This window comes from Anabaena sp. CCY 9910, from assembly GCF_963920875.1.
GTDB classification, from domain to species: Bacteria; Cyanobacteriota; Cyanobacteriia; order Cyanobacteriales; family Nostocaceae; genus Trichormus; species Trichormus variabilis.
In genome coordinates, this window is sequence record NZ_CAWUDJ010000012.1 from 18,403 (window position 1) to 41,063 (window position 22,661).

Annotated in this window: 23 protein-coding genes, 1 other RNA gene and 1 pseudogene; 8 read left to right on the top strand and 17 right to left on the bottom strand. The window is 41.0% G+C overall.

Annotated elements, in window-relative coordinates:
* Positions 1-331: 331 nt before the first annotated feature.
* Positions 332-1,549, bottom strand: a complete 1,218-nt coding sequence (locus ACM5QX_RS11550) for an HhoA/HhoB/HtrA family serine endopeptidase (protein WP_011321001.1) — start codon at positions 1,547-1,549, stop codon at positions 332-334.
* Between the two features lie 437 nt (positions 1,550-1,986).
* Between ACM5QX_RS11550 and ACM5QX_RS11555 the strand changes: the two genes are divergently transcribed.
* Positions 1,987-2,388 carry a metal-sensing transcriptional repressor gene (locus tag ACM5QX_RS11555; protein WP_414753629.1) on the top strand — a complete coding sequence of 134 codons (402 nt, stop codon included), beginning with the start codon at positions 1,987-1,989 and terminating at the stop codon, positions 2,386-2,388.
* Positions 2,389-2,437: 49 nt separating this feature from the next.
* Here ACM5QX_RS11555 and ACM5QX_RS11560 read toward each other — a convergent pair whose 3' ends face one another.
* On the bottom strand, positions 2,438-2,956 hold the full coding sequence (locus ACM5QX_RS11560) for a dihydrofolate reductase family protein (protein WP_414753630.1): 519 nt from the start codon (positions 2,954-2,956) through the stop codon (positions 2,438-2,440).
* 164 nt (positions 2,957-3,120) lie between these two features.
* Between ACM5QX_RS11560 and ACM5QX_RS11565 the strand changes: the two genes are divergently transcribed.
* On the top strand, positions 3,121-3,660 hold the full coding sequence (locus ACM5QX_RS11565; protein ID WP_414753631.1) for a GAF domain-containing protein: 540 nt from the start codon (positions 3,121-3,123) through the stop codon (positions 3,658-3,660).
* 114 nt (positions 3,661-3,774) lie between these two features.
* Entirely contained in the window at positions 3,775-4,608 is an 834-nt protein-coding gene (gene menH / locus ACM5QX_RS11570) for a 2-succinyl-6-hydroxy-2,4-cyclohexadiene-1-carboxylate synthase (protein WP_414753632.1), read from the top strand.
* Here menH and ACM5QX_RS11575 read toward each other — a convergent pair whose 3' ends face one another.
* Together ACM5QX_RS11575 and ACM5QX_RS11580 are read right to left on the bottom strand one after the other, a co-directional pair.
* A complete protein-coding gene (locus ACM5QX_RS11575) occupies positions 4,609-5,232 on the bottom strand; it encodes a glycoside hydrolase family protein (RefSeq protein WP_224311589.1) in 624 nt (207 codons plus the stop codon).
* A gap of 149 nt (positions 5,233-5,381) precedes the next feature.
* The gene (locus tag ACM5QX_RS11580) at positions 5,382-6,038 is read right to left on the bottom strand and encodes an SDR family oxidoreductase (RefSeq protein ID WP_414753633.1); all 657 of its coding nucleotides are present in this window, start codon (positions 6,036-6,038) and stop codon (positions 5,382-5,384) included.
* Between the two features lie 175 nt (positions 6,039-6,213).
* Between ACM5QX_RS11580 and ACM5QX_RS11585 the strand changes: the two genes are divergently transcribed.
* On the top strand, positions 6,214-6,879 hold the full coding sequence (locus ACM5QX_RS11585) for a DUF1997 domain-containing protein (RefSeq protein WP_011320994.1): 666 nt from the start codon (positions 6,214-6,216) through the stop codon (positions 6,877-6,879).
* Between the two features lie 181 nt (positions 6,880-7,060).
* Here the strand turns inward: ACM5QX_RS11585 and ACM5QX_RS11590 are convergent, their stop codons facing one another.
* Positions 7,061-7,531 (bottom strand): DUF4079 domain-containing protein, encoded by a 471-nt coding sequence (locus ACM5QX_RS11590; RefSeq protein WP_190567957.1) that lies wholly within the window; start codon positions 7,529-7,531, stop codon positions 7,061-7,063.
* Positions 7,532-7,735: 204 nt separating this feature from the next.
* Here ACM5QX_RS11590 and ACM5QX_RS11595 point away from each other — a divergent pair.
* Both ACM5QX_RS11595 and ACM5QX_RS11600 read left to right on the top strand, forming a co-directional pair.
* Positions 7,736-8,128 (top strand): annotated as a pseudogene (locus ACM5QX_RS11595) (ankyrin repeat domain-containing protein); the annotation flags it as partial.
* A 562-nt stretch (positions 8,129-8,690) separates the two neighbouring features.
* A complete protein-coding gene (locus ACM5QX_RS11600) occupies positions 8,691-9,146 on the top strand; it encodes a cobalamin biosynthesis protein (RefSeq protein WP_414753634.1) in 456 nt (151 codons plus the stop codon).
* Between the two features lie 88 nt (positions 9,147-9,234).
* On the opposite strand, the gene ACM5QX_RS11605 is transcribed toward ACM5QX_RS11600, so the two are convergent.
* The 7 genes from ACM5QX_RS11605 to ACM5QX_RS11635 all read right to left on the bottom strand — a co-directional run bounded on the left by ACM5QX_RS11605 (position 9,235) and on the right by ACM5QX_RS11635 (position 15,848).
* Complete coding sequence (locus tag ACM5QX_RS11605; RefSeq protein WP_414753635.1) at positions 9,235-9,594, bottom strand: phage holin family protein; 360 nt, start codon at positions 9,592-9,594, stop codon at positions 9,235-9,237.
* A 161-nt stretch (positions 9,595-9,755) separates the two neighbouring features.
* Positions 9,756-10,673: a peptidoglycan-binding domain-containing protein gene (locus ACM5QX_RS11610; protein WP_414753636.1), complete on the bottom strand. Its 918-nt coding sequence runs from the start codon at positions 10,671-10,673 to the stop codon at positions 9,756-9,758.
* 193 nt (positions 10,674-10,866) lie between these two features.
* Positions 10,867-12,150 carry a M16 family metallopeptidase gene (locus tag ACM5QX_RS11615; protein ID WP_414753637.1) on the bottom strand — a complete coding sequence of 428 codons (1,284 nt, stop codon included), beginning with the start codon at positions 12,148-12,150 and terminating at the stop codon, positions 10,867-10,869.
* Positions 12,151-12,233: 83 nt separating this feature from the next.
* Positions 12,234-13,478 carry a M16 family metallopeptidase gene (locus tag ACM5QX_RS11620; RefSeq protein WP_414753723.1) on the bottom strand — a complete coding sequence of 415 codons (1,245 nt, stop codon included), beginning with the start codon at positions 13,476-13,478 and terminating at the stop codon, positions 12,234-12,236.
* A gap of 430 nt (positions 13,479-13,908) precedes the next feature.
* Positions 13,909-14,092: non-coding RNA, 6S RNA (ssrS, locus tag ACM5QX_RS11625), on the bottom strand.
* A 68-nt stretch (positions 14,093-14,160) separates the two neighbouring features.
* Positions 14,161-15,303, bottom strand: a complete 1,143-nt coding sequence (locus tag ACM5QX_RS11630; RefSeq protein ID WP_414753638.1) for a 5-(carboxyamino)imidazole ribonucleotide synthase — start codon at positions 15,301-15,303, stop codon at positions 14,161-14,163.
* On the bottom strand, positions 15,300-15,848 hold the full coding sequence (locus ACM5QX_RS11635; protein WP_414753639.1) for a pentapeptide repeat-containing protein: 549 nt from the start codon (positions 15,846-15,848) through the stop codon (positions 15,300-15,302). Before ACM5QX_RS11635 ends, ACM5QX_RS11630 begins: the two co-directional genes overlap by 4 nt.
* 590 nt (positions 15,849-16,438) lie before the next feature.
* Between ACM5QX_RS11635 and ACM5QX_RS11640 the strand changes: the two genes are divergently transcribed.
* Complete coding sequence (locus ACM5QX_RS11640) at positions 16,439-16,759, top strand: hypothetical protein (RefSeq protein WP_011320985.1); 321 nt, start codon at positions 16,439-16,441, stop codon at positions 16,757-16,759.
* Between the two features lie 136 nt (positions 16,760-16,895).
* Here the strand turns inward: ACM5QX_RS11640 and ACM5QX_RS11645 are convergent, their stop codons facing one another.
* From ACM5QX_RS11645 to rpsD, 4 genes are all read right to left on the bottom strand, one after another.
* Complete coding sequence (locus ACM5QX_RS11645; RefSeq protein ID WP_414753640.1) at positions 16,896-18,680, bottom strand: ATP-binding protein; 1,785 nt, start codon at positions 18,678-18,680, stop codon at positions 16,896-16,898.
* Positions 18,677-19,723 carry a phosphate/phosphite/phosphonate ABC transporter substrate-binding protein gene (gene phnD, locus ACM5QX_RS11650; protein WP_414753641.1) on the bottom strand — a complete coding sequence of 349 codons (1,047 nt, stop codon included), beginning with the start codon at positions 19,721-19,723 and terminating at the stop codon, positions 18,677-18,679. The genes ACM5QX_RS11645 and phnD overlap by 4 nt, the downstream gene beginning before the upstream one ends.
* 495 nt (positions 19,724-20,218) lie before the next feature.
* Positions 20,219-20,434: a hypothetical protein gene (locus ACM5QX_RS11655; protein WP_414753643.1), complete on the bottom strand. Its 216-nt coding sequence runs from the start codon at positions 20,432-20,434 to the stop codon at positions 20,219-20,221.
* Positions 20,406-21,014 carry a 30S ribosomal protein S4 gene (gene rpsD, locus ACM5QX_RS11660; RefSeq protein ID WP_011320982.1) on the bottom strand — a complete coding sequence of 203 codons (609 nt, stop codon included), beginning with the start codon at positions 21,012-21,014 and terminating at the stop codon, positions 20,406-20,408. The genes ACM5QX_RS11655 and rpsD overlap by 29 nt, the downstream gene beginning before the upstream one ends.
* A 187-nt stretch (positions 21,015-21,201) precedes the next feature.
* On the opposite strand from rpsD, the gene ACM5QX_RS11665 reads away from it, so the two are divergent.
* Entirely contained in the window at positions 21,202-21,822 is a 621-nt protein-coding gene (locus ACM5QX_RS11665; RefSeq protein ID WP_011320981.1) for a hypothetical protein, read from the top strand.
* A gap of 51 nt (positions 21,823-21,873) precedes the next feature.
* On the opposite strand, the gene ACM5QX_RS11670 is transcribed toward ACM5QX_RS11665, so the two are convergent.
* On the bottom strand, positions 21,874-22,506 hold the full coding sequence (locus ACM5QX_RS11670; RefSeq protein ID WP_414753645.1) for a hypothetical protein: 633 nt from the start codon (positions 22,504-22,506) through the stop codon (positions 21,874-21,876).
* Positions 22,507-22,661 lie beyond the last annotated feature (155 nt).

The window sequence follows — 22,661 nt, forward strand, 5'->3', positions numbered from 1 at the left end:
GTTTTTAGGCTTAACCGAACTGTATTTCCTTATAGCTGTCAAAAAGAGGAAAAGGGGCAGGGGGCAGGGGGCAAGGGGGAAGACCGGGACAGAGCTTGGACTCCGCCCCGTATAAGCGTCCTATAAGGACGGGGCTTGTACCCCGAAGTTCTGAGCGCCGGAAGCCGGCGCTCAGACTTCTCTTCATGTTCCGCTCCGCTCCACGCATGGGGAAAGGGCTTGCTCCCCCTGCTCCCTGCTCCCTGCTCCCTGCCTCTTCCGGTCACTAACAAATAAAAATATAGGGGTATTAAAAAACACCCCTATACTCATGGATTAACCTGATCATTCTCTAAGCAGCATTTTGCAATTCAGCAGTACGTACTGATAACTGCTGTGTTTGATTACCCCGTTGCAATCTCACTTGTAGCGCTTGACCAAGACGGCTGTTTTCCACTACATTCTGTAACTGTTCCGCAGTGGTGATTGCTTGACCATCTACTTGCAGAATCACATCACCGCGTCGGATACCAGCATTAGCAGCCGGGGAGTTAGGTACTACTCGAATCACCAAAACACCGTTAACTTCGGGAATTGCAAAAGCCGAATTGGGGTCAACGTTATTTTGTTGAGCTAATTCGGGTGTTAAAGTTGCCATTTGTACACCTAAGTAGGGGTGAGCAACTTTACCGTCCCGTTCCAATTGAGTAGCGATCGCCTTAGCTTTATCAATAGGAATGGCAAATCCAATCCCCATCGCATCAGCACGAATGGCGGTGTTAATCCCAATCACTTCACCCTTGTCATTTAACAACGGGCCACCAGAGTTACCAGGGTTAATGGCTGCGTCAGTTTGGATAAAATCTAAACGCTTATCAGTAATCCCCACTTGGGCGCTAGAACGTTTGAGGGTGCTGACAATACCCAAAGTCACAGTATTATCAAAACCCAAAGGATTACCAACTGCGATCGCCCAGTCGCCCACCTGGACATTATTAGAAGAACCCAGAGGTGCAACTGGTAGACTATTACCCGCGTTGATTTTCACCACCGCTAAATCTGTGACTTCATCAATGCCTTGCACCTTACCATCAAAACTACGGCCATCTTTCAGGCGAACAGTCACGCGATCGGCCTTATCCACCACATGGGCATTAGTCAAGATTAAGCCACTTTTATCAATGATAAATCCCGAACCTAGACCACGCATTTGTTCTGGTGGCAACTGTCCCTGAAAGCCTTCACCAAAAAAGCGCCGAAAAAATGGGTCTTCCAAAAATGGATCTACCCGGCGTGTAATTGTACGCTCGGTATCAATCCTTACTACTGCTGAACCAACACGATTCACAGCAGCTGTCACAAAGCTACTATTACCGATAGCAGCCGTTGCTGGTGATTGTCTTTGAGCAACTAGTTCCGGCGCAGATCCAGTTGTACTAGGATTAGGTGCAGGCTCGGCTTGCGATGGCAAAACACGCAGACTGCTAACCGTTAACACAACTCCTATAAATATTGCTAATACATGGGTACCGAGTTGGCGTATAGACCTGGATAATTTGGAAAATCGCATATTCACAACCTAATCTAGAAGTCTAAATCTTGCCCAATTTAAAATTATTTTGACAAATTTGCCTACTAATCCCTACAACCTCACTTTCCTGCCTAAGTGTCAACTAGCTATAAGAATCGGATGTGATAATTTGAAAAAGTCTGAGTATCGGTAGGGTGGGCAATGCCACCCTATCATGACCTTGGTGGGCATTGCCCACCCTACTTATCAAAAATCAAGTACTGATTCTCTAACTTTAATTAAAGTTAATTGAATATTTAACCTCATAGCTATTGTAGAGATTCCCACTTCCGAGGTTCGGGTTTTACCAAAGGAATAGGGATGAGGAGGAAGCAGAGGGGCTAGAACAAGTGTTAGATTTTTGGGTGTTCAATTCTCCGAAGTGGTTGACCATCTCTAGGCTAGGATCTGAAGTATTACCAGCGCTATAATTCCCTATGAATCGATCCAACCAACTAGCTCAAGAATCCTTGCCTGTGCCTCAAAAAGTTGAAGAGTCTCACAATCATGATGCAGAACACGATCACAAACATCATACTCACGAGCAGGCAGAATCGGTTCATGCTCACGTTCATAGCGAAGAATCTCTGCGGCGAATTGTCAATCGGTTATCACGTATAGAAGGACACATTCGCGGTATCAAAACAATGGTGCAACAAAATAGCCCTTGTCCTGACGTTTTATTACAAATCGCGGCCGTGCGGGGTGCATTAGATAAGGTAGCGAGAATCGTTCTCGATGAACATTTAACAGAATGTATTGCCAGAGCTTCTAAAGAAGGCAATATAGCAGAAGAAATTGAGCAACTTAAAGCAGCTTTAGATAGATTTTTACCTTAGTTTTTATATGTATTCCCGACTTTTACAATAAGTCGAGAATCGATTTTTTTTAGTAAGTTAAATTATAGGAAATTTGGACTAATCCAGTATCAAAGCTTTTCACCTCTTGCAACTGAAGTTTTGTTTCTATGGTTGGGTCTTTGAGAATTAGGGGAATACCACTACCTAAAATTATTGGATGTATTGAGAGAATTGACTCATCGATAAAACCATGTTTTAGAAAAAAATGAATTAGTTGTGCGCCGCCAACTAACCAAATGTCTCGACCATTTGATATTCGTAGCGTTTTGATAAAATCTTCCCAATCGCTATTTATATACTTTGCACCATTATTTGTTTCCCCTGAGTATGTTTTAGAAAATACAAAGACTTCCTGATCTTGGTACGGATATTCTCCAAAGGTTAATATTTGCTGATATGTCTTATTACCCATGATTAGTGTGTCAATTTGGGCGATAAATTCTGTGTAACCGTAATCTTGATCAGTAAATAACCAATCGATATCGCCTGAGTCTCTGGCAATATATCCGTCAAGACTAGAAGCAATAAACAAAGTAATTTTTCGCATAGTCTAGGTGAAATTTTTCTACACTAGCTTAGTAAAACTATCAAATTTCTCTTTTTGCAGTATAAGTAATTTACTTAAAAATTAGCACAGTATATATGTCGATAGGGTGATGCGTTTAATTATAAGTCATTGACAAGATATGAAAGTTTAGGAACTGCTTTTTAATGAATGACCTAGCCTTACCAGAAAGCATACAAAGTATTTTAGATAAACACATTAAGCCAGATGCAGTCTTTTCGGCAATATTGCCAGTCGTGGGAGATGTATTAGGATGCGATCGCTGTTTTCTTTACCTGAGAAATCCCCAAACTCGCCTTGGTAAAGTAGCTTATTGCTGGCGGCGACATCAAGATATTCCCGATATGATAAACTCCGAATGGAATTTAGAGCCAGCATCATTACCTGAAGAAGATCCCTTATTTGCGGCTGCACTGAGAACTGAGGCTTCTGTTTATGTTGAAGATGTGGAAACTGCAAGCCCCAAAGTTGTAAATAAAGAATTTGAGCGCAAGAACTTTGGACATCGAGCCTTGATTCATGCTCACCTGTGCCAAGATGGTCAACTATGGGGAATTCTACAACCTTGTGTCTTTGGTGAAAAACGCATCTGGTCAGATTTTGATCATGCTGTCATGACTCAATTGGAAAGAGAGTTAACGCCTTTAGCCATTACTTACGTCACAGCAGAACAGAACTCGATGTGAATGTAGCTTGATGCTTATGGAAAATCAGGGAAGCGATCGCATAACTTTTTCAGTGGTAACATCTCAACAGAAAATAGACTGTAAATAAACCATCGATCGCTTTTCTTTTAACATATGACTATAGAGAATTACCAATTTAATTATTCCCTAACTAGCAATACTGATAAACCTGTGATTCTTTTACTCCACGGTTTCATGGGGAATGTTGAGGAATTTGACGCAGCTATCGACTTACTGGGTGATGATTTTTCTTATCTTAAACTTGACTTACCTGGACATGGTAAAACTCAAGTGTTTGGTGGAGACGAATATTACTCAATGGCAAATACAGCGCAAGGCTTAATTAATTTACTAGATAAATTAGAAATCAGTAAATGTTTTTTAGTCGGCTATTCAATGGGTGGAAGATTAGGTTTATATCTAGCCCTACATTTTCCCGAACGTTTTTATCAAGTAGTCTTAGAGTCAGCCTCCCCAGGTTTAGCCACAGAAGCAGAACGATTAGATAGAGTTAAACGCGATGCCCAAATAGCGAGGAAATTGGGGAGAAGTTTAGCAAAAACTGATTTTACAGCATTTTTACTCAATTGGTATAATCAGCCTATTTTTGGCAATATAAAAAATCATTCATGGTTTGAGAGGATGGTAGAAAGTAGATTGCAAAACCATCCCCATGAGTTAGTTAAATCATTACAATTTATGGGAACTGGTAGCCAGCCATCTTTATGGGAAAAACTGCAAAAGAATCAAATTCCTTTACTTTTACTTGTTGGTGAACATGACGAAAAATTTATAGACATCAACATCAAGATGACAAAGATAGCCCCATCATCTCAACTAAAAATCATTAGTAATGCTGCACATAATGTTCACCTTGAGAATACCTTAGAATTTGTGCAGCAACTTAAGGTATTTTTTACCAAGTCAGTTCCGAGTGATGACCAATGACTATTGACTAGTCGTTGTTAATTCTTCTTGCAACATTTTCTGATAAATTCTAGGCAGAGAACGACTAATAGAATTTGTCTCTATGCCATAACCTAAACTTGTCCAAGTGGGGGAGAGTCGCCGCAAAACGTCATTGATTTTGCCTTGGCGCAATAGTTGAGAAATATCCACCCCCCAAACCCGCGAATCATTTAGCCAACGGTAAACGACCAAATCTTGATATTCTGGTTCAAAACTATAGGAAGACCAAAACATCATTTGTGATGGTTTGGGGTGATAGCGGGGGGCTATTTCAAACCAAGTAGTATTAATGATTTGATACCTTCCCGCCGCAGTGGAACAATTACCTGTGTTTGGGCCTGTGACGATAGTGACGCATATTTCAGGATGCTTACTCAGATCAGTTACCTGTTTTCCACCGTATAACAAAGAATACGGACGGTTTCCATTGGCTTCACTCGCGGAGATGGTTCGCATTAAAGCGCGAATATGGGGATCACCGCCTTTCATTACCAAAGGTGGTAAGTTATTTCCAAAGATGGGATCAGAAGGCGATCGCAATTCTCCAAATATATACCATTGAAATAAATACACAAAGCCGAGAAGTGCGGCTATAGGGCCAATGAATTTTTCTGCCCCTTTGAGTTCAAAGCCTTTCAGATTCTCACTCCTTGCAAATTCGCTCTTTAATCTAACAACAAAAATAGACGCACTAATTCCGGTAAAGTTCAAAAATGGTCATTAGTCATTGGCTTTAGACTATGGACTATTAACTAACACTGTTGAAATAATTCTGTAAAAGTTTTGGAACTAGCTTCTGGTTTAGCGACAATCTCAACTATTTTATTACGTGCGTCTGACTCAAACAATGACTCGACGCAGACTTGAGCTACTTTTTGTCGAGGAATACTACCATCAAATAAAGTATCAGCACTTTGCATAACGATCGCATCTGAGTTATCCTCATTCTTCAAACCACCGGGACGAACTATCGTATAAGTAAGTCCGCTTTTTTGCAGATACTCTTCCGCTTGTTTTTTCCATACCAGAATTAGCCAAAATAAGTTCAATGGATGGAAAAATTGGGATACACACAAAGAAGTTACTAGGACAAAATTTTCAATTCCCTTGGCTTTTGCCACATCCACTAAATTTTTAGTGCCTTCAAAATCTACTTTATAAGGCCCGGTAGGGTCAAAACTTGGTTTTGCGCCAGTCGCACACAACACCACTGTACTATCACCCAAGGCCGCAGTTAGACTAGCTGGGTTTAACACGTCACCCACCACTAATTCTGTATCAGGAGGCAAAATAGCTCTAGCTGTTTGTTCATCTCGTACCAAAGCACGTACAGGAATATTTCGCGCTATCAACTCTTGGACGATGCGGCGACCTGTTTCACCTGTTGCCCCTGCTACAAATGCTTTCATGATTAACGCTATCCTGGGTAACTAATGTATAACTGCTCTGTATATTGTAGTGATTCCATGAAGTTCATGACAGATTCATAAGGTTTCGGTCAAAATAGGAATTTAGTGCTAAACCACCCATACAGCCTGGGAATTATTAATACAGACAAACGCCAAATTAGAGGGGAACGCATTGATGCTTTCAACAAACGGCGAATATCAATCTTTGGATATCACAGAAACAACTGTGCCTGTTGTTCCCAATTTCCCAGAAACTGAGGATGCAGACACAGGATTGAGTGCTGGTACACTAAGTAAATTTTACGGTCGCTATAGCGACTCGATGGAAATGTATGCTCCAGCACAAAAAGTTGCTGAGTATCTGAATTGTCACGCTTCTTGGTTTACACGCTGTGCCGAACCGATGAAAGTGCAACCTCTAGGAGAACATGGTTATGCTCTAACTATTGGTCGTTTTGGCTCTTTTGGTTATGAAGTTGAACCAAAGATTGGTTTGGAATTGTTACCTCCACAAGAGGGTATTTATTGCATCCGGACAATTCCCATTCCTGATTATCAACCACCTGGTTATGATGTAGATTATCGAGCTGCGCTGCAATTAAGAGAAGATTTTGGTGAACACACCGTTACAAAAGTTGAATGGGAATTAGATTTAACCGTTTGTCTCCACTTTCCCCGGTTTATTCAGCGTTTGCCTAAATCTTTAATTCAGTCTACAGGCGATCGCTTACTCAACCAAATTGTTCGCCAAGTTTCCCGCCGCCTAACTCGCAAAGTTCAAGAAGATTTTCACCAATCTGTTGGAGTTCCTTTTCCTGGTAATTGTCAGAAAAAGCGGTAAGTTAATAGTCAATAGTCAATAGTCAATAACCGATGACTAATGACTAAGAGAAGACCAAAAAATAAATTATCCCAGGTTGGCGGGTTGGTAGGGTGCGTCAGTACGAATAACTTTTGGGTATAGTTAGGTTTTCCCAAACTGACGCACCCTAAATTTTGGATATTTTTTTATCTGGAAGTCCCTAAGCTTGAGTCAGGATTCTTTGGACAATCTGCACACCAGTGATAGCCTGCCAAGTAAAGAGTCCTAAAATCACAAAGTTGATTAAAATATGACTTACCCGCGCCCAGTTTGCTCCTTTCTGCATATAAGGAGATAGAGCTGCGGAAAATGCAATTAAACCTGTCATACCTAAGCCCGCTAGTAGGTGGGGTCCGACAAACAATTTACCGTTATTAATGTAAGTAACAGCCATACCACCAATCGCACCTGCTACCATCAAAGCTAAAAGTATCGATCCTATTTGGTAGTGTCTGACATTGTATCTACCTTTAATCAGTTCTTTCTTTTGTTCCCCTTGAGCATTCCTGGTACGCTGTAGCTGTAGTCCCAAGTAAGCCGCATAGAGGGATAAAGCTAATAATACCCACATCATCAATGGGTGAAAGAAGTTTAGCCAATATTTAGTCGAGGCAGACAATTCCAGATTCATCGTGTTTTCCCCAATCCTTAAATCTTAATAAAAATTAGCATAACTCTAAGTTAGGTGATTGAGGCCACAGAGTGTGAAGATGATTGTTGAGCACTGTGAGCATAGCTGCGCTTAACCCAAGAGGAGCAACTTAGAGTGGTAGCGGGGCGTTGAGCAACTTGCTGAGAAAATAATATTGACTGTTGACTTTTGACTAAATAACTAATGACTAACAACGATGTTTTGCTGCTAAAGGTGGCGAAGAGTGGCGATATCAAGGGATTGGGTGCGCTACTGGCTGCTGGTGTTGGGGTGGATGTATGCGATCGCGACGGAACTACAGCGCTGATGTTTGCTGCTAATCTAGGGTATACGGAAATTGTGCGATCGCTTTTAGATGCGGGGGCTAATGTTAATTTAGCCAGAAAACGCTATGGTTTGACGGCTTTGATGTTAGCGGCTAGTGCTAATCAAGTTGATATTGTGCAGCTGTTAATTTCTAGAGGTGCTGCTGTTAATGCTACCAATGAAGATGGTAGTACGGCTTTAATGGCAGCAGCCATTAAAGGTAATGTAGAAGTGGCGCGGGTTTTGTTAGCGGCTGGCGCTGATGTCAATTTTAGGAGTATAGTCCAGATTCTCAAGCAGGCTGGGGCGCAGGAGTAATGAATCAATTCAAAATTCAAAATTCAAAATTCAAAATTCAAAATTTTTAGGGAATTATGACTTAAATTTACTTATTGTTCAAAACTCTTGATATACATCTTGACAGGAAGTAAAAATAACGTTATTTAATTAAATACTAAGGTAAGGAGGTATCAAAAACCATCTCAGAAATGACAAACTAAAGATATAAATTTAGGTGGAAACTTTTTGACGTGGCTATCGTCGAAAATACGAAGAAATTGAAACACCGAAGTAGACCAGGTAAAATATTTTTGCTTTAAAGATATCAAAAAAGCAAAACTTAAGAAGTAAATATACTTTCTACTTTTACCTCGTCCTCCCCCCGGCGTTTCCTACTGTGCTAGATATGCTCAATATATAGTTTTTCATTTCTGAGAACAGTATTATAACTATCAGTTTATGGGTATCTTAGTAAACGCCAAAATAGTATAGAATATCAACTTTTTCAGTACTGAGAAATTAAAAGTCTCAAGCTCTACCTAATAGCATTTTAGTGGTAAAACTTGAAATTACTCAACAACCGTTACTTCAGGGAAATTTGTGGCTAGGGCTTGGTTGTCAATCAGGTATTTCTCATGACTTAATTGCCGCAGCAATCAACCAAATTTTTCTAGAAAACCAACTTGATCAAAAAACAATTACAGGTATTGCCACTATTAACACAAAAGTTTCAGAACTGGGTTTAGTGGAATTTTGTCGCTTGTTTCAATTACCGTTAAAAACTTTCCCGGCAGAAATGCTGGCTAAAGTCGCCGTTCCCAACCCTAGCGGAGTGATTGCCGAAAAAGTGGGAACTCCTAGTGTTGCCGAGGCGGCGGCTATTCTTGCAGCTTCAGCCCATCAAAAGCAGGAGTCGGGGGTGAAGTTGTTGGTTCCTAAAAGGATTTTTCGCCTACCGGGACAACCAGGAGTGGTGGCGATCGCCGTTGCTCAAGTATCATCAAGCTAAAGTTCGTAGTAAGTAGCACTCACCGTGAGAAATTACTCCACAGACAAATTCATCGCTCACTACGAACACAAAATCCATCTGGCATTAACTACCTTGATTCGGCTGCTCGCAGAAGATAATTAATCAGGCTGGAAACAATAGACAACACAATTGATCCCAAGAAAGCAGCGACAAAGCCTTTAATCTGGAAACCAGAACCAGGTGTGAGAGCGCTGGCTAACCATAGGGTTAAAGCATTGATGACAAATGTAAATAAGCCGAAAGTCAGTAAGGTAACGGGAAATGACAAAACGCTGAGAATTGGTCTGACTAAGGCATTGACTAACCCAATTACTATTACGGCCACTAGAGCCGCGACAAAACTCTTAACAATGAATCCAGGGACAATATGGGCTGTAATTAGTAAAGCTACCGCAGTAGCCAGCCACGTCAATAAAAAGTGTTTCATTCGTTGTTGTTTGGCAAAAATCAGCAATCACTGGAAGAAGAATTACATAAAACTAATTTTCGTTGTTCTCGTTGTCAGGAACGAAATCAACGCCGAGTCAAGATAGCCATTGAGGATTCAAAACTCTGCTCAATACGACACTACTGCTAACTTGTTTGAGTCTATCGTCTTTGAGGAGATGAGCGCCGCAATAACGCCTCCCAAGTAGCACCACCAGCCACGCCGTCAGGTTCTATACCATAGCGTTTTTGAGCAGCTTTGAGCGCTTCCTCAGTCTGAACCCCAAAGTATCCATCTACACCACCCTTTAAAAAACCAAGCTGACTCAATCTTTGCTGTAGCTTGGTAACTTCGGAATTCTTCATTCCTACACGCAAAATCGGCCAGCCTTCAGAGGTGTATTGTATACCAGAAATTCGTTGAGCAGATGGTGTAGGGCCGAAACGTGGGGTGGAAGATGGTCGTTGAGGGGTTTGTTGCCTTGGGGTTGGCGTTGTTGGTCTGGGAGGTGTAGGTCTAGGATTAGCTAGTCTAGGTTCAGGTCTGGTGTTAGCTGGTGGATTGGGTGTTGTTGGTCTGGGGTTAACGGTGGGAGTTGTAACAGGTTGGGTGGGGACAGGGAAACCAGTGGTTGAACTGGCTGGTGGATTGGGTGTTGAGTTTGGTACAGAGGTGACTGGCGTACCTATTGCTTGACTAGGAAACAACCTTTGCCAAGTAATAGCATCGACAATACCATCTGGAGTTAAGCCAGCTGCTTGTTTGAACCCAGACACAGCATTGGCCGTATTCTCGTTGTAGACTCCATCGATTGCACCTGAGTAAAAGCCCAAAAGCCTCAGCGCCGCTTGAAGTTCCGAGACACGTTCACCTTGACTACCAATTTTGAGGGTAGGCCGGTTGATGACAACTTGTTGGGCAATTTGTTGTGGTGGGGCGATCGCTACTACAGCCAACGAGTCAACAAACATAGTTGTAGAGGATAACATAAGTAGCCAATAAAACTTGCTTGTGCTGAAATAGCAAAATGCCTTTTGTGGTTTTAAGTAACTGATAGTTGCTCTCAAGCAGCCTTTCATAGAAATTGCTCTCAGAATCTTCTGATGCTAATATTACTGCCGTGTGAGGTAATTGAGTAGTCTTTTTTGGGTAATGAGTGGTGAGTAATGAAGGGATTAAGGCTAAGGACTCAGAAATCTTTTAGGGTAATCAGCCAAGATGTTTGTCACTGTAGCTTACAGGTTTCTAGTTACATCTCGGCTCAATATCTACTTAATTAATTGCTCGATTAATTGCCTCTTCTTGCCCGACTAAAGACACATATGGTTGCTGTAAATACTGCTGCGCTGACCTCAAAGCGTCTTGAGCAGTTACAGCAGCAATTAGTTCTTGAAATTCTCTGTCAAAGTCAATTCCTAAACCCAAAATTTCATACCAACCGTAGATTTGAGCAATTTGTCCGTTAGTTTGTTTACCTAAGGCATATTGTCCCAATATTTTGTTTTTAGCAGCCTGTAAGTTGGTTGTAGATACTTCTTTGCTACAGAGTAGCTCTACTTCTGTCCGTAATCCTTCTAAGGCGATGCTGGTATTTTCTGGCGCTGTACCCATGTAGACTACAAATGATGCTGGATAAAGTCTCGTGGGGTAGAATGCTGAGACTTCATAGGCTAACCCCCGCTTTTCTCGCAATTCTACGAACAAGCGGCTAGAAAGACCGTTACCTAAATAAGTAGAAAGTAATTTGAGGGAGGCATAATCAGGAGAACTTACTGATGGGCCTAAATAACCCAACATGACGATAGATTGCTGTGTTTGTACAGGCTTTAAGCGGTGCTGGGGGTTAACTGAGATTTCTGGTAAATTAACTACTGCTGGGGCTACACTTGGTGTTTGCCAATCACCGAATACTTGTTCTACTAAGGCTACTACTTCTTGTAGGGTGATGCGACCAGCAACACTAATGACTAAATTATCTGGACGGAAATAAGTTTGGTGATACTCTACTAAATCTGCCCTGGTGATGCTGTTCAGGGTTGTCTCATCTCCTAATACTGACATGGCGTAGGGATGATTTTGATACATTACCTGCCGCATTTGCTCAAAGGCCAGGGTGAAAGGCTGTTCTTTTTGGGAGCGAATATCTTGGAGTGCTAAACGTCGTTCTAGTTCAATTTGAGTTTCGGGGAATGTAGGCGATCGCAATATCCGCCCCGCTAATGCTAAAATTTCGGGAAAATCCGATGTTACCGTCTTCAATGACACAAGAAAGTAATCAGTAGAAGTATCTGCACTCAAACTTGCACCCACAGATTCTACTTGTTCGGCTATTTCCAAACTGGAAAGTCCCTCACATCCCTTAGTCATCAAAGCAGCCAGCAAATGGGCTAACCCCGCCTGTTCTCGCTTTTCGTAGCAACTACCAGCACGGATAAAAATTCGCCCAGCAATAATATCTGCGGCTGGATTTTCTGCTACCAGCAAGACAATGCCATTGTCCAGTACAGTGCGATGAATAGGAGATTGAGCGAGGGATGGTTTCACAGTTTGGGTCATTTGTCAGTTATCAGTTGTCAGTTGTCAGTTGTCAGTTGTCGATTTCTTTGCAGCCAAGGACTACTGGCTACTGACCACTGACATTATTCATTAGGTTTAAGGATGGTAACAGCGTAATTCTGGGGAGAAAGATGCTGTGTAGCTAATTGTTGCAGTTCTTGTGTATCAAATGATTGAATTTGGTGTGGATATGTGACTGCTAATTCTGCTTGAGCGATGGTGTTGTAGTAGCCATAAAGCCCTGTCAGCTGGTTGGGGGTTTCTGTAGAGAAGGCGTACTCGTTGCATAAAAGTCTGCGGGTACGAGCTATTTCTTGTTCGCTAACACCACTGGTTTGGATATCATTTAAATGACTCAGAATTAAATCCTCGACTTGTTCTAGGTTTTCCGGTTCCAACCAAGCAGTAACTGTGAATAAGCTCGATTCACATTGCAGAGAAAAATTACTGCAAATTCCTTGGACTAATTGTAGTTCTTCTCGCAAATCCCTGACTAGGCGAGAAGTCCGCCCTTCTGCTAATACCACTGACAACAAATCTAAGCCGTAGGCTGTACGCAGTTGTTCTACTCCTGGTACAACCCATGCCATCAACAATCGGGCTTGCTCTATGCGTGGTAAGCTCAACTCTTGACGTTGAATTCCCTTAATTATTGGCTTCGGTGTGGGGTTGATTTGTGGACATTCAACAGGCTCAGAAAAATTCTCAAATGAACTGTTTACCAGTTCCCAGGCTGGTTGTTGGGCAATACCTCCAGCAATCACTACTGTCATATTTTCCGGTTGGTAGTGAGCGCGATGAAAACGGCGCATAGCCTCTGGTGATTGCTGCATCAGTTCTTCCTCAGTACCCAGAACTGAACGCCCATAAGGATGGTCTTGGTAGATGCTTTGCGACAAACACTGAAATCCTACCCAGTCAGGATCATCATAGCAAGCCCGAATTTCTTCTAGCACTACATCTCGCTCTCGGCTAAACTCATCATCTGGAATTGCCGCATTCAATAGTAAATCTGCCAAGTAAGGTAGGGTATCTCCCAAGTAAGGCGCGGCTGTAGTCAAAGAGTAATTAGCATAATCGTAGCTGGTAGCTGCATTACTGACTCCACCTCTATTCTCAATTTGATGGTCGAAAGTTCCTGGGGGTAAGGTCGCCGTGCCTTTAAAAATCATGTGTTCTAGAAAGTGTGCCATTCCAAACCAAGGTTCTGGCTCACGAATTGCTCCAGCTCTCACCCAAACATCCGCCACAACTACAGGCGTAGTGGGGATTTCTTGATGAATAAATGTTAAACCATTGTCTAATCGAAATACTGAGGCTGGAAACACAGGATTGGCAAGTTGTTGTTTTGACAAGGTTTTGTATCTTTAACCACAATTTAACTTTGATGTTTGTGATCTTAACTCTGAACGATCGCCAAATTCGCATCAAGTTATACAGAATGCTATATTCATCAGCAGGTAAAAGTAGCCCCTAATGCTCTAAATGTTGGTTGAATTTGTTGCGTCTGTGTTGACAAGCTTTAAATTCTGCCATCCAGAAGATTATTTATTTTTACTTAAAAATTACTTATATAGCTAGGGACTAGAGACTGGCGAACCCCGAAGGGGGGACTGGGTGAAAATTCTTGTTGTGTCTAGGTTGTATCATCTATTGATGTCCTAACACCACTGGCAACAGCTATATTATTTATAAATTTTACTAATAAATAATTAAAGCTCCCAGAGTTTTAACTAAACTTTGGGAGCCAAAGATTTTGAGTTCACCGCAACGCCGTTTTACCTAAGTTTATGACCTGGTTAAACCAGGTGGGTACCGATTTTCCTCGTTTAAAGTTTCCGGGTACACGCCCGGTATACTGCCACGAGAGACGTTTGGTTCCCTTTTTCTTAAAGACATAGATCAAAAAACTTGATGGCAGTCACCAACGTCGCAGTGCAACTCACTCATTATAGCTTTCAAAAACAGGTTCTACCAATTCAAAATGCAAAAATTTCTCTCTTTGCTTTCCTAACTGGGATACCAGATGGATTCTATGGTTTGAGCAATCGCCTGGGCGGTGGTTTGGTCATGATTATTTAACAAAACTGTGACGTGTCCGAGTTTGCGCCCTGGGCGAGATTCTGTTTTGCCGTACCAATGAACGTGAGCTTGGGGAATGGCAGCTAGTTGTTGGCGCTGGCTTTGGTAATCACTTTGGGAGTTTTCATAGCCTAATAGGTTGACCATAACTGCACCAGCGCATTGCAATGATGGGTTTCCTAACGGTAGTCCACAAACAGCTCTCAGGTGTTGCTCAAATTGGGAGGTTGCACACGCATCCAAAGAAAAATGACCAGAGTTGTGGGTACGGGGGGCGATTTCATTGACTAAGACTCGACCATCGGCGGTGAGAAATAACTCGATCCCAAACACACCAACCACTTCTAGACTATTTAATAGTGTAGAGGCGATCGCTTCTGCTGCTGCGGCTTGATTGGGTGTAATATGAGCAGGTGCTATGACTCGTCTACATACTTGTTGTACTTGCTGTGTTTCCACTACAGGATAGATGACAATTTCTCCATCTACAGAACGGGCAGCAATTACAGCTAGTTCCCGTTCAAAGGGGATAAATTCTTCTATTAAATATGTAGTGTTGGTCTTGTTATTTAAGTCTATTTTCTCTTCTAACGTCGCTAAATCATGAATGATAAACGTACCTTGTCCGTCATAACCGTGGCGGCGAGATTTCAACACTAAGGGAAAACCCAAACCATCTATTTTGGATATCAGATTTTCTTGGTTTTCTAGTGCAAAAAATTGAGGAACAGGTAAACCTAAATCTTTTAAATAACAACGTTGATGATATTTATCTAATAGAGGTGATAAAGCGTCTAACTTTGGATGGAAACAAACACCTTGATTTTCTAATAAAGATAAAGCCTCTAGATTGACGAATTCGTTTTCAAATGTGATAACATCACTCTTCTGAGCTAAAATCTCTGTAGCATAAGCATCATCAATATTTGCCAAAATAATATCCTGAGCAATAGATACGGCAGGATCATTACTGCTAGGAGTCTGCACTATCAATTCAACCCCTAATTTATTCGCTGCGCCTCCCATCATCCAGGCCAGCTGTCCGCCACCAATTACACCTACACGCTTCATTGACATCCCAAAGAATCACGAGTTTTTACACCAGTTTTTGTATTTACTCCGCTAGCTTTGGTACAAAGTTCTTTAATTTGTGCTTTATCCAAAATTGCATCCGTAAAATCTGCGCCTTCTATGTTCACGTTAGCGAATATGGCACGGAGTAAAAGAGCTTCTTTAAGAACGACATCACTTAAATTAGCCCCTGTTAAGTTTACCTGATCAACCATCGCATTCGTTAAATCTGCTCCCTGGAGATTTGCTTGTGTCATCACGGAAGCACTTAAGACTGCACCACGTAAGTCAGCACCGACAAAGTTAGTCATTTCCAGATTGGCGTTAGAAAACTCAGCAGCTTGCAAACTTTCACCAGCAAAGTTGTGCCTAGATAATTCGGCATTACTAAATGATAGAGGATGAGTCCAGTCGGCTATAGCTGGGTAGGGAAAGCAAAGTACAACTATCCCCAAAATTAAAGTTATTGCTTGCCAGTAAAACTTTTTGATGATTGCATTTACAACTACGGCATTTTTTATGACCACTTGCAGCTCTTCCCCCATTTTCTAGCTGTTTTGAATCACCTACTGCTTAACATTTTGTCACAAAAGGCCGATGTTAGCCGCCTATATCCAGAAATTTATGACTAAAAGCTGACAGATAGTTAACCAGATATAACCTGAGGTACTAGCTAAATTAGGACTGGAAGAAGATATATAAAATATTGAGTCAATGCTCAACTGAATCAATGATTTTTTGATTTACAATTCTTGATTTTTGATGGCGATTTTTGCGATATAAATATTTTTATTAGTGATGAGGCAATGAGTTTCGACAAACCAGAGTTGATTGCTTACAGTGAGGAGGTATATGCTTGCTATTCAATTTACATTTGTTTACTTTGTTTTTTCGTAGGTAAAGTTTATTGTCTTTTATGTTTACCAGGAAAAATTGACTGTTAGTCTATTAATTAAGGTGAGCGTTAGGCAATGAAATGAGCATGAATACTATTATATGTTTCTGATGCTTAATCAGCTCCTATAAGTACTCTTAATCGTAATTCCTTAATGAACTGTTAGCTAGCTATATATTCTCTCAAGCTTTATTTTTACCACGTCAACAAATTCAACAAGCCGAATAAGTAACAGCAATTATGACACACTACTCTATTGAATGGATCGAAGCATGGTGCCAAGAAAACGGCTGGACAGAATTATTTGAAGAAAGGAGAAACCACTATTGGGCTTTCCCTCCTGGCTGCGTCATGCCCGAACCAATTCCTAATCACGTCCTTAGAGGGATTAAAGCCGAAAAAGGATTAACATTTGATGAAAGGTTATGGTCTATATCAGCCGTAGTTAGCACAGTCTTAGCGGTTGTTTCCACCTTTGTACTGCGGTGTCCTATGCCGTTGGTATTTGCCTTTGCTGTCAATGCGGTTACAGTAGCTCAACTGGAACCAGAAGAGGTTTAAATTATCAAATTTGAAACCTGAATTGATTTATGACTGCTCTGGGAATTTCTTCATCCAAGGGCAGTTTTTAAAATGTACAGGCTGTAGTGTTAACAGTATTCATAATTATGAACCCATTCTCCTTGGGGAGAAAGTTTTAAACTTCTCTAGTTAGCATTGCACTGAAACCGTGTTCTAATTTCTCAGGTTGTACCTGACGTAAAGGAATTTCAATCCAAAATTCTGTTCCTTTGCCTATTTCAGACTCACACCGTAGGACTCCAGAATGTTTTTCAACCACAATTTGGTAACTAATTGATAAACCCAAACCCGTACCTTGACCAACAGGCTTGGTTGTGAAAAACGGGTCAAACAGCTTTGGCATCACCTGTTGAGTAATACCTGGGCCGTTATCAGCGATTCTAATTACCACCCGGTTATTATGATTTATTTCAGTACGAATTGTAATTTGGGGGCCGTTAGTTGTCAGTCGTTCATTATTCGTTGTTTTACCATTTACAATTGACCACTGACCACTAACCACTGACCCTTCTAAAGCATCAACGGCATTATTAATAATATTCATAAATACCTGATTTAACTGTCCTGCATGGCACTCCACTAAAGGTAGCTGTCCATATTCCCTAATAATTTTAATATTATAAGATTGCGATTTAGCCTTAAATCGATTCTGTAAAATCAGCAGAGTACTTTCGATTCCTTCATGAATATCTACCTCTTTCATCTCTGCTTCATCCAGTCGAGAAAAATTGCGTAAGGATAAAACAATTTGTTGAATTCGCTGAGACCCCATTTTCATTGAACTGAGGATTTTAGGAAGGTCTTCTTGTAAGAATTCTAGGTCTATTTCTGCAATTTTTTCTTGAATTACTGCACTCGGATTGCTTAACTCTTGTTGATAGAGATGGATTAATTCTAAAAGTTTTTCTGTATATTCATTGGCATGAGTAATATTGCCATAGATAAAACTAACTGGATTATTAATTTCATGAGCTACTCCAGCTACTAGCTGACCTAAGCTAGACATTTTCTCAGTTTGAATCAGTTGGGCTTGAGTTTGCTGTAGTTCCTGTAAAGCTTTTTGCAATTCTAATTCAGCTTGTTTGCGTTCGGCAATTTCTAATTCCAAACGCTGATTCATGTTAGTTAACTCAGTATTTTTCATCAAGGTTTCCCGCGATTGGGATAACTTACCTGCCATATCATTAAATGATTGTGCTAGGTCTTCAATTTCATCACCTGTGTGGATGTTTAAGCGATAATCGAAGTTACCTGCTGCAATTTCTGCCGTACCTAACTGTAAATTTTGTATAGATTTGATTGTTGGTTGCCAAATGAGGATAAATTTCCCAATCAATAGCATTAAAATTATTGCCACAACCACTATAGAGATGATTCTCTGTACTTGGTAGAGGTTTTGTAAGTCTTGCTCTAATAAAATTCGCTCTTGATAAGCACGTTGAATTATCTGTTCCAGAAATAACTGAATATCTTGATTAAAAGAATTAATTGCTCTAAAATACTGCTGAGAATCTTCTAGATATGTGGGACTAGCACTACGTTGGGTTAGTTGTACTGCCATATTGTCAAGCAATTGATGCCGCCGACGAATTAGAGCAATTTCTGGTGAGTTTGGCATTAACTGTTCTACTTGATTTAAGGAATCAAGAAACTCGGCGTGCAGTATTTCTGTACTTGTGCTTTTAGTTTTGAATAAAACAATATCTTTGAGGACAATTATTTCCGACTTTAAGGTATTGTTTGTTTCTAAAACGGCCTTTATAGTTTGAGTAGTTTGGTAACTTTTTTCGCGGACATTCTGCCTAATTTGCTGCACAACTACAGTATTGCCGATAAGAATAGCCACTACCAGTCCGACAGATATAGTAGAACCTGTGAGAAGCTTGGTGGAGATTTTCATTTTTTCGGGATGGATATTAAGTTGAGTTCTTGACGGAGTTGTTGAATAGGAGCATAGTGGTCTGGGCTGACAAGAGTATAACCGGCTGATTCAGCTCCTAAAATATCTTTCATCCCTTCTGGGGTACTAATAAAAACTTGCTTTAGCTGTTGAATCAATTCTGGTGCCAATTTTTGGGATATTACTATGGGAAAATTAGGGATGGGTGCAGATTCCCAAATTAATCTATAGTTTTGTAGTGTGAGCTTACGACTGTTTTTGAAGGTGATGTAAGAAGAAACATTAGTTGCAGCTGCATCGACAGAGCCATTTTCTAATGCTGCTATACTTTTGCTATGGTTGCCCACATAGATGACGGTTCTAAAGTCCTTTTGAGGATCAATACTTTGTTTACTAAGCGCTGCTAGTGGCATGAGATATCCAGAGGTAGATGATTTATCTACAAAAGCAACGCGCTTGCCTTTGAGGTCTTTTAAGGTTTTGATAGAACTATCAGCTTTGACAATAATACAAGCGCGATACCAAGGTTGGCCCGTATGTTTGTCGATGGAAGTCACTAATGGTTGAATTTCTGCACCCCTATCTACTGCCTCAAGATAAGCTACAGAACCTAAATAAGCAAGGTCTAGTTTGTCTTGAGTCAACCATTCTATAATTTCTTCGTGATCTTTAGCTATGAAAAAATCGACTTGTCGTTCCAGGGATGTTTCTAAGTAATCATTCAGGGGTTTGATGATTTGCTGTTGTTCTGTGAAATTTTGGGTAGATAGTACACCGATTTTTAGTTTAGGTAAATCATTTTTATTGGCAGATGATAAAGAGGTATTATCGTAAACTGTACCTTGTCTTTCCCTCGTCCTTCTTACTACCCTAATATCGTCTGTGGCTTTCTGGGATGAGGTTTTGTTTACAAGAGATTGATTGTTACTAGAGATATTATTATGACAACCGATACTAAATATATAGGCGATCGCAGTTACAACAACAAGCTGGCTACTGAATAACCTTTTTCTACTAATCAGCCACTGCACAGCTTTTTCCATAGGATTTTTTTTACTCACATATATAGCCCAAAGTAATTTTCAGGGTTTGGTAGTTTCTGGGAAATTAGCTAGATATATCTTTCCCTCAAAAAATGCCGTCGTAACACTAGTATCGCAAAGTGGAATATCTTCAGGAAAAGCTGCACCACAAAAATTCAAAATGAATACATCATGTTTATCTACACCATGCTGTACTTGTTAAAAAATATCTGTAGATAAAAACATCATGCAGATGATAGTGTTCCACCCAAGGTAGCTGATGAGCTATCGCTCTTGGTGCAGAAATATTAAGATAATTTATACCAATTTGAAAAAAGAATGCGACAGATATACAGCCCCAAACCCTTGTCCTGTCTTGATTCTTAATTTTGAATTTTGTTGGCGTACCCCTCCGGGGAAGCAAGCTACGCGGTAACGTCTCGTAGAGAAGCCTTCCCGTAGGGTAGTTTGAATTTTGAATTGCTATTACTTTATGAGGATTTTCTATACAAGCCGCTAAATTGGCAAAGGATGATCACACAATTGCCAATAAGCGGCATTATTTTCATCATCAGGTAGGCAAACGCCCTGTAAATATTTTGAGGCCGTTGCTGATGAAGACCTCAAGATAAAAATATGCCAGTGATAAATAAATCGGAGAAGCCCGCGCCGTGCTGCTAAGGCAGTTGGCGGCGGGAGTTCGTTACGCTTGTCGGGAGTAGTATTCCACAACTAGCAGTTCGTTAACTTGCAGCGCCACCCATTCACGTTCAATGACACCATTAACTTTACCAACCAACTTGTTTTTATCAAACTCTAAATGGCTGGGGAGGTTAGCTAAACCCGGATATTGTAGGTTATTTTCTACCAATTTCCGTGATGGTGCTTTGTCTCTGACAGCGATTTCTTCGCCAGGACGGCATTGGTAGCTGGCAATGTTGACTACACGACCGTTAACTGTGACATGACCATGATTTACCAGCTGACGAGCGGCTGGAATTGTGGGAGCCATACCCAAACGAAAAACCGTATTATCCAAGCGCATTTCTAACAGTTGCAGCAGCACTTGTCCGGTAGAACCAGTTACACGTCTAGCGCGACGCACATAGCGTAACAGTTGCTTTTCAGTCAAACCGTAGTTTAAACGCAGTTTTTGCTTTTCTTCTAGACGGATAGCATACTCAGAGCGCTTTTTGCGGTTCTGACCATGCTGACCTGGTGGATAAGCGCGTCTAGCGCTCTTACGAGTTAATCCTGGCAAATCGCCCAAGCGACGTACAATTCTAAGACGTGGCCCTCGATATCGGGACATGAGTTTCCTTAATTTAATCCTGTTTAATTTTACCCAGACATACTATTATAAGTACCTGGAAATCACAAATGCAAAAATCATTGGTCAGATCAGCAAAATTTTACTTTATATTTGCTGTTTTACCTGATTGTCCGAAGATTCGCTGCACATTTGAGTTAGCATAACTTTGGGTGTTTGGAGAACGGCAATGTGCAGAAAACAGGTTTTTGGGTCGGAAGAACACAAATTAGCTCTCAAAACTCGTCTCATGGGGTTGACAACACCAGTTCTGGCCATAGCTGGGCTTTTGGGAATGAGTATCCCCAGTGTGGCTGTTACTGCTTCTTACAGTAATGATTATCGTGCCTGTACGGGTAGACTCATCAGTGTGGGTGTGACTGCACAAGCAGCAGCCGAAGGCTGTGCTACGGCATTACGTCCAACAGATTTATCTGCTTGTGTGGTTGATATTAGCAAAAAGACGCAGATACCTGCTGTAGATGCGCTTTCTGGCTGTAGACGGGCTAGACAGCCAAAGGATGTAGCTACTTGTGTAGTCGCTGTAAGTAAAAATACTGAAGGAGCGGTTAATCCAGATGTATTGAACTACTGCGGTCGCAGTTTATTACCTGTGCGTTTTGCTCAGTGTGTTGTCGGGTTGCGTAGTGAAATCGCTCTAGCGCCTAATGTGGCTCTGGATACTTGTATTGATGGAAGCGATCGCATTAGCGGATTTACTCCTCCATCAACTTTACCAAATCAACAACCTGGAACACAGTTCAACCCTACTTTTGAGACTCAACCAGTACCAGCAAATCCTAGTAAATAAGTAGTAAGTGCTGAGTGCGGCGCGTTAGCCCATTCAGCACTTAATCTGTTTTCAGGAAATTTTCAGTTGACCTTCTTTATAGGCTTGGCGGAGAGCGATCGCTTCTGCTACGATCTGCTGGGCGCTTAATCCTTCCTCATCCATCATTTTTTGGAGTGTTGTCCCAGTTTGTTCTGAGGCTTCGTGAATAGGGGGAATTTGGCAGTATCTACCACCATTCTTTAATCGTCGCCAAATACTGGGTTTTTGCGGTCTAGCCGCTCTGGGGGTACGCTGTTTTTGAATTAATGTGCGTACAGTTTCTTGATTAATTACACTTAAATCTAATAGTCTATCGATAACTTTTTGATACTGTTTACTTCTTTCTGCTAACTGATATATGGTTCTCGGCTCAACTTGATCAAAGTCTTGCGGTGCAAACTTGCCAAAGGTGGCAGCAATCTTGAGGTATTTCTTTTCTTCTCCTTGCCAACCTTGATTGCAAAGTAGTTTTTTATACTCTTTTAAAGAAAGATTTTGTTTCTGTTCAGCTAACCAAAAAGCGTGATGTAAAATTGCCTTGGTGACATCAGCAAGGGTTTGAAAGGAAAAATCTGCGTTTGCTTCAGAATTTTCTTTAGTGTATGGCTCAAACTGGTGTGAATCAATTGGTGTTGCAGCTACACCCTGCATTGGTGTCATCATAGTAATGATCTCACAGTAGGGTTTTTTTAGTAGGCGATCGCCCAGGCTTAAAATCTAATAAGTACAATTGTACTATAAATCCCCTAAAAAACCCTAATGATGGCAAGATTTTTTGCAGATGAATCAAACCCTTGATATGCAAGACAAGCATAAAG